Origin of the sequence: Craurococcus roseus (assembly GCF_039523795.1) — a bacterium.
In the GTDB taxonomy this organism is placed as follows: domain Bacteria; phylum Pseudomonadota; class Alphaproteobacteria; order Acetobacterales; family Acetobacteraceae; genus Craurococcus; species Craurococcus roseus.
Window position 1 is genome coordinate 64659 of record NZ_BAAAFZ010000094.1, and the last position, 6828, is coordinate 71486.

General features: G+C 73.0%; 9 protein-coding genes. 4 read left to right on the plus strand and 5 right to left on the minus strand.

Going from position 1 to position 6828, the window contains the following annotated elements:
- Positions 1-3 precede the first annotated feature (3 nt).
- The 3 genes from ABD067_RS23925 to ABD067_RS23935 all read left to right on the plus strand — a co-directional run bounded on the left by ABD067_RS23925 (position 4) and on the right by ABD067_RS23935 (position 2879).
- Positions 4-1131, plus strand: a complete 1128-nt coding sequence (locus ABD067_RS23925) for an ABC transporter permease (protein ID WP_343897932.1) — start codon at positions 4-6, stop codon at positions 1129-1131.
- Between the two features lie 396 nt (positions 1132-1527).
- Positions 1528-1953: a hypothetical protein gene (locus ABD067_RS23930; RefSeq protein WP_343897933.1), complete on the plus strand. Its 426-nt coding sequence runs from the start codon at positions 1528-1530 to the stop codon at positions 1951-1953.
- Positions 1950-2879 carry an L-lactate dehydrogenase gene (locus ABD067_RS23935; protein ID WP_343897934.1) on the plus strand — a complete coding sequence of 310 codons (930 nt, stop codon included), beginning with the start codon at positions 1950-1952 and terminating at the stop codon, positions 2877-2879. The genes ABD067_RS23930 and ABD067_RS23935 overlap by 4 nt, the downstream gene beginning before the upstream one ends.
- Positions 2880-3064: 185 nt before the next feature.
- Here the strand turns inward: ABD067_RS23935 and ABD067_RS23940 are convergent, their stop codons facing one another.
- On the minus strand, positions 3065-3493 hold the full coding sequence (locus ABD067_RS23940; RefSeq protein WP_343897935.1) for a hypothetical protein: 429 nt from the start codon (positions 3491-3493) through the stop codon (positions 3065-3067).
- Positions 3494-3544: 51 nt separating this feature from the next.
- Complete coding sequence (locus tag ABD067_RS23945; RefSeq protein WP_343897936.1) at positions 3545-4153, minus strand: alpha-amylase family protein; 609 nt, start codon at positions 4151-4153, stop codon at positions 3545-3547.
- Between the two features lie 311 nt (positions 4154-4464).
- Between ABD067_RS23945 and ABD067_RS23950 the strand changes: the two genes are divergently transcribed.
- Positions 4465-5463 (plus strand): helix-turn-helix domain-containing protein, encoded by a 999-nt coding sequence (locus ABD067_RS23950; protein WP_408871594.1) that lies wholly within the window; start codon positions 4465-4467, stop codon positions 5461-5463.
- A gap of 48 nt (positions 5464-5511) precedes the next feature.
- On the opposite strand, the gene ABD067_RS23955 is transcribed toward ABD067_RS23950, so the two are convergent.
- From ABD067_RS23955 to ABD067_RS23965, 3 genes are all read right to left on the minus strand, one after another.
- Entirely contained in the window at positions 5512-5754 is a 243-nt protein-coding gene (locus ABD067_RS23955; RefSeq protein ID WP_343897938.1) for a hypothetical protein, read from the minus strand.
- Between the two features lie 209 nt (positions 5755-5963).
- On the minus strand, positions 5964-6488 hold the full coding sequence (locus ABD067_RS23960) for a hypothetical protein (RefSeq protein WP_343897939.1): 525 nt from the start codon (positions 6486-6488) through the stop codon (positions 5964-5966).
- A 33-nt stretch (positions 6489-6521) separates the two neighbouring features.
- Positions 6522-6828, minus strand: a 307-nt coding sequence (locus ABD067_RS23965) for a hypothetical protein (protein WP_343897940.1), incomplete at its 5' end; no start/stop codon positions are given.

Sequence of the window (6828 nt, forward strand, 5' to 3'; positions counted from 1 at the left end):
GCCGTGCGCCGCGCCGCCGCCAATGTCCTGCACCTCGGCGTCAAGGAGCTGCGCAGCCTGTACCGCGACCCGATGATGCTGGTCCTGATCGCCTGGTCCTTCACCTTCGCGGTCTACACGGCGGCGACCGCGGTCCCGGACACGCTCAGCCGGGCGACAATCGCCGTCGTGGACGAGGACCGGTCGCCGCTGTCAGCCCGGATCTCCAGCGCCTTCTACCTGCCCTACTTCGTGCCGCCGGTGATGATCGGCCAGGCCGAGATGGACGCTCGCATGGATGCCGGGCTCGATACCTTCGCCCTCGACATCCCGCCGAGATTCCAGCAGGACCTGCTGGCGGGGCGCCGGCCGACCATCCAGCTCAACGTCGACGCGACGACGATCACCCAGGCCTTCACCGGCAGCGGCTACATCCAAGCCATCGTGGACGGCGAGGTGAGCGCCTTCCTGAAGCGGTACCGCGCCGCGGACGATCTGCCGGTCGATCTGGCGCTGCGGGTGCGCTACAATCCGCAGCTCAGCCGTACCTGGTTCTACTCCATCATCGAGGTGATCAACCAGGTGACGCTGCTCTCGGCCATCCTGACCGGGGCGGCGCTGATCCGGGAGCGCGAGCACGGCACGCTCGAGCACCTGCTGGTCATGCCGCTCACCCCGTTCGAGATCATGACCGCCAAGGTTTGGTCCATGGCGCTCGTGGTTCTCGTGACGTGCGCGCTGTCGCTCGCCATCGTCGTGCAGGGCGTGCTCGGGGTGCCTTTCCAGGGCTCGGCCGCGCTGTTCCTCGCCGGCGCCGCCACGAACCTCTTCGCCACCACCTCGATGGGCATCTTCCTGGCGACGGTGGCGCGCTCGATGCCGCAGTTCGGGCTGCTGGTGATCCTGGTGATAATTCCGCTGGAGATGCTGTCCGGCGGATTCACGCCGCGCGAGAGCATGCCCGGGTTCGTGCAGATGGCCATGTTGGCCGCGCCGACGACCCACTTCGTCTCGCTCGCCCAGGCGATCCTCTTCCGCGGCGCGGGCCTGCCGGTCGTCTGGCCGCAGTTCCTGGCCCTGGGCGCGATCGGAGCATGCCTGTTCGGCTACGCGCTCGCGCGCCTGCGTGCGAGCCTCAGCGCGATGACCTGACGCGATGCGCGGCACCGGGCCGCGGGCGGCGTAGCGGCCGCCGCCATGATCAGCACAGGCGCTCACCGTAGACCTCCACACGGATCCCGCTAGCGGGCCAACGTGATCCGCGGGCGCCTGGCGCGGGACCCGACAGAACGGTCCCATTCGCCTGGCCGATCGCCCCGGGGCGGCCAGCGCCGCGCCGGCCGCCGGCCGGCCCGCGGCGCGCCTGCCGTCCAGGCGCGACCATGTGATGACCTCCTCGAGGCCGTTGCGCCCGGGATGTGGCAGGGTTCCACTCACCGACACTCCGCGCCCACGTCCTCCCGGCGCGATGACTGGGGACGCTGAGAGCGAGCGGCGAGCGCCCCCTCCGCCCCCCGTCGTCGCGCCACAGCCAGAAGGACAAACGACATGCGCGAGACCTTCCTCTCGACGGCTGCAACCGGCTGCCTGCTGTTCGCTTCGCCGGCCGCGACTCCGGCGGCGATGGCGCAGCCTGGGATCGCGCCGCCCGGGATCATCATCGGCTCCGACGAGGTGACGGCGACGGTCGAAACGGTCGGCCAGCGGACGCGCATGGTTCTGCTGCGCGGGCCGACCGGTGGCCTCCTCACGGTCCACGCGGGCCAGGAGGCGCGGAACCTGCCGCGGGTGCGGCCCGGCGACCGCGTGGTGATCCGCCATGGCGAGACGATCGCCGTGCAGATCGCGCGACCGGGCGAGCCGCCGGCTGGTGGCCCGGGACACCTGCCCATGCGAGGGGAGATCCGGACGACCCAGGCCCTGCCGAACGGCGATCAGAGGAGCGGGCAAGACAACGCCAGGGGGCAGCAATGAAGATCGGGATCATCGGCGCCGGGATGGTCGGCGGAGCGACGGCCAACGCGCTCGTGCTGACCGGCGCGGCGGACGAGGTCGTGCTCGTCGACGCGCTGGCGGACCGCGCGGTGGCCGAGGCGGAGGACGTGCTGCACGCGACGCCTTTCGGCCATGACGCGCGGGTGTTCGCCGGCGGCTACGACCGCCTCGGCGGCGCCGAGGTGGTGGTGCTCAGCGCCGGCGTGCCGCAGAAGCCGGGGGAAACACGCCTGCAACTGCTCGGGCGCAATGCGGAGGTCTTCGGCGCCGTCATCCCGCAGGTGCTGCGCGCCGCGCCGGACTGCCTCCTCGTCGTCGCGGCCAACCCGGTCGACGTCATGACGCTGGTCGCCCGGCGGCTCTCGGGCTTGCCGGCGGAGCGGGTGATCGGCTCAGGGACGATCCTGGACACCGCCCGCTTCCGTGCCTGCCTCGCCGGCCATCTCGGCGTCGCCCCCTCTTCGGTGCACGCGTACGTGCTGGGCGAGCACGGCGACAGCGAGGTGCTGTGCTGGTCGCAGGCGGCGGCGGGCGGCGTGCCGGCGCCGAGCTTCGCGGAACAGGCCGGCCGTCCACTCACGGCCGAGGTGCGGGCCGCGATCGACGGCGACGTGCGCCGTGCCGCCTACCGCATCATCCGCGGCAAGGGGGCGACCTGGTACGGCATCGCCGGCGGCATCGCGCGCATCGTCCGCGCGATCGGGCGTGATGAGCGCGCGGTTCTGACCGTCTCGGCGGTCGCTGAAGGCCTGGGCGGAGGCCGTCCCGTCGCTCTCTCGCTGCCCCGCATCGTCGGCCGGGACGGCGTCCTCATGACCTTGCACCCACAGCTCAGCGAGGAGGAGCAAACCCTGCTCGAACGCAGCGCCGCCGCCCTCCGCGAGGCCGCGGGCGGGCGATGGTGAGGGCGGAGAGGCTCGCCGGGCAGTCCGCTGACGGCATCGGCCTGGCTCGATTCGGTTCCGCCAGTCTTCGAGCCAAGTGGCCGACTTGGCCCATCAGGGTGGAGCGGGTAGGTTCCAGGTCCGCAGGCCGTATGCGCAAGCTGCAAGCAGCCAAGCCCATCCTTGGGTTCCGAGAATTACCCCCCTCAATGCGGGGCGTCGCCGCGCCGGATGGTTCTGATCAGCACCACCACCGAGCGCTCTGCCGCTTGGTAGCCGTTCCCGAGCGTGGGCGGCGCGGTGTTCCATTGCGCGATGCCCTGCGGAGAGTAGAGCGCCGTGTCGATCCACCGGCGCCACGGGCCCGCTCCGTCGTCACCTGTCGGCGGCAGCTCGAAGCGCAGCGGCTCCCGGTACGCGTTCATGATGAGATGCATGCCGAGCCCCTCCTCCCGGAGCTCGGCTTCGAACGCGAGGCTGTGGGGGTGCCTGCACCAGTCCGGGTGCCCGAGCCTCACGCCGTGCCATGCCTTGCCCGCTTGCGGGATGACCTGATTCAGGGCCATGCGCCGGCGCTCGTGCTCCGAGTCCCGCAGCAGCAGCCGCGCGTTGAGCAGCGCCACGAAGCGGCGCACGTCCGCGTGCTTCTGGAGCGGAGTCCGGTCGAGCCAGCTGATCCCGTTGTCTTAGCAGTACGCGTTGTTGTTCACGCGCTGGGTGCGCCGCGCCTCGTCGCCCATGTGGATCATGGGAACGCCGAGCGAGAGCGTCGTCACCGTCAGGAGGTTCTTCACCTGCCGGTTCCGCGGGATCTCGACGGCCGGATCGTCGGTCGACCCTTCCACGCCGCAGTTCCAGCTGCGGTTGTCGTCCGCGCCGTCCCGGTTGTCCTCCCCGTTCGCCTCGTTGTGCTTGGTCGCGTATGAGACGACGTCGTTGACCGTGAAGCCGTCGTGGCACGCGGCGAAATTGACGCTCTGCTCGGCCTCGCGCTCCTCATGCCCGTAGACATCGGGAGTTCCCACCAAGCGGTCCGCCACCGAGTTCTCGTCGCTCCGGAAGAAGGACCGGACGTCGTCCCGGACCCTGCCGTTCCACTCCTTCCGGCTGTCGCCCATGAGGCTGCCGACGAAGTAGAGGCCCGCGGCATCCCAAACCTCGGCTATGAGCTTGGTGCCCGCGAGCACCGGGTCCGCCTCGATGTCCCACAGGACCGGCGGGTTCGGCATGGGCCGACCCCGCTCGTCCCGCGACAGGATGGACGCGAGATCGAACCGGAACCCGTCGACGTGCATCGCCCCCGCGTCGCGGGCTGTCCACGATCGTCCGCCGGACGACGGGGTGGCTGGCGTTCAGCGTGTTGCCGGTGCCGGCGTGGTTCGCGTACCGGGCCCGGTCCTCCTCGAGGATCGAGATGGAGAGCCGCGCGCCCTGGTTCTCAAAAAGCACCGGCGTCGAGGCGCCATTTTTGCGCAAAGGGTTCCAAGGCGCCGGTTCGACCGTCAGGTGTACGGTTCGTAGATATCGTTTCAGGGGACCGGATAGGCTGTGGACTTGATGGACAACGCTGCGCGTTGCCCGCGATCCCACAGCTCCCACCACCGCGATGCCGACAACAGCAAAGGAGAGGGAAGGCGCGGCGGATCGTGCCGCGCGCCTTCGCTTGAAGCGGCTCGAGGCCCGCCGCGAGCTTGGCGATGCGGGCGCGGTCTGCCGCCGCTTCGGCATCTCGCGCCCGACGCTGCGCAAACGGCTGCGGCGGTACGACGCGGAGGGCGAGGCCGGCCTCCGGGAGAGAAGCCGTCGGCCGCGGCGCTCCCCGGCCTGGAAGGCGGGGCCGGCGGAGGAGGAGCTGATCCTCGGCCTGCGCCGCGACAGGCGGCTCGGGGCCAAGCGGCTCCGCGTCGAGCTGCGCCGCCTGCACGGCCTGCGGTTGTCGCCGTCGATCATACACAAGGTCCTGGTCCGGCACGGCCTCTGCGCGCTGCCGCGGCGGGCGCGCCCGCGGCACAAGCCGAAGCGGTACAGCCGGCCGGTGCCGGGCGACCGCGTGCAGATCGACACCCGCAAGATCCGGCCCGGGCTCTGGCAGTCCACCGCCGTCGACGACCGCAGCCGCTACCCGGTGGGCGGCCTGGCAGGGGGCCCGAGCGCGGCGGCGGCCCTGGCCTTCCTCGGCCAGGTCCTCGACGAGGCGCCCTTTGCGATCCAGCGCGCGCAGACGGACCGCAGGGCGGGGTTCTTCGCCGACGCGGTGCAGCGCCGATTGATGGCCGAGACCGTCAAGTTCCGGCCCGTCCCGCCCCGTCCGCCGCACCTGAACGGCGAGGTCGAGCGCGCGCAGCGGACCGCGCTCGAGGCGTTCTGGGCCACGGTGGAGGCGCGGGTGCCGGACATCGGCGACCAGCTCGCCGTGCGGGCGCACCACCGCAACTGGGACCGCCCGCACGAAGCCCTGAGCGGCGCGTGCCCGATCGCCGGGGTCTGCGAGCGCGCCGCCAAGACCCCGGTCTGGGCCGAGATCGACGCCGCCTGCGACGCGGCGAGGGAGCGCACCCAGGTCCGCGAGTTCGCCGTTGAGACAGCGTTACGACGGTTGAAATGATGTCTGCTGACGGCGCAGATCAAGTCGATGCCCTTCCACCAAGACCCGTCACGCGGGAGTTCTGCCGACGCGCTCGGGAGCGACCGGTTCCAGCCCCCCTGTCGCGGTGCGCCGCACCAGCGCCCCGTTCCCGTCCAGCCCGACCGCGCCGGGCGCCTTCCCGAGCTCCTCGTAGGACCGGCGGACCTCGTCGGTCGGGTGGGCCAGCCACTCCCCGAAGGCGGCCCAAGGCTCCGCGCGCCCGGCCGCGCCGGCGGTGCCGTCGGGCTCCCAGCCCCGGCCGGCCGGCATCGGGCAGCTTCCGCCGGCCGCATCGGCTCCGGTCGGCACCGGGCAGAGGCCCTCGGCCGGGGGAGCCGCGCCCCCTCCGGACGCCACGACCCCGCGCGCCTCCGGCGGGGCCGCGGCGCCGGACACCCCGCTCGCACGGATGCCGCCGCATCCGGGCCTCTCCGCGCGCGTCCCTTGGCCGTCTGGCCGGCCCCTGCCGACGCGGTCGCTCACGCCCCGGGCCAGCGCGCCGGGTCGAGCTCCCACCAGAGCGGGTCCGGCCGCCCCGGCTCCGGCACGAGGCCCGCCGCGCGGAACGCCGGCGCGACGTCGGGCACGCGGCCGAAGCGGCACTGCATCACCTTGACCAGCGCCTCGCCATCGGCCGCGTCGCGCAGCGGCGCGCCGCGCGCCGCCAAGCCGTGCACCAGGTCGAGCGTCGGCCAGAGGCCGACCACGGCGGTCCGGACCACGACGCTCTCCGCCAGGTGGAACCTGACCGCGCAGAACGGGAAGGCCAGCAGCGCGCACCAGCCCGGGTCGCCGCGCTCCTCCTCCGTGTCGAGGATCCTGCCGCGGAGCTTGGGCTTCCAGCCCTCCGCGTGCACGCGCTCCCAGTAGGCCCGGTCGCGGCTGTCCACGTCGGGCAGCTCCACGCCGTCCAGCCCGAGCGCGCGGGCGATGCGCGTCGGGCAGCTGAACACGTTGACCTTCACCGGCATCCAGCCGGCCTCCCCGCCGTCCTCGTCCACCATCGCCCGCTCCTCCCCCCGCGCCGTCCAGCCGCGTCACGGCTCCGCCTCGCGCTCCCAGCCGAGGGCGCCGAGGTCGGCCAGCACCTCCTCGTCCAGCACCCCGGCCGGGCCGCCCCAGGCGAAGTCGAGATCGTCCGCGTCGCCGCCCGCGACCCGCGCCACCAGGCCGGCCGTGGAGCGCCGCCCGCCCCGGTACACCGCCCCGTCCGACCGGCGGCGCCAGCGCGCGCCCTCCAGCGCGGCGTGGAGCAGCCGGGCGTAGGCGCCGCGGCCCGGCGGGCGCGCCCCCGCCTTGCGCCGGACGGCCCCGCAGCCCAGCAGGTCGCGCTCCAGCGCCCGC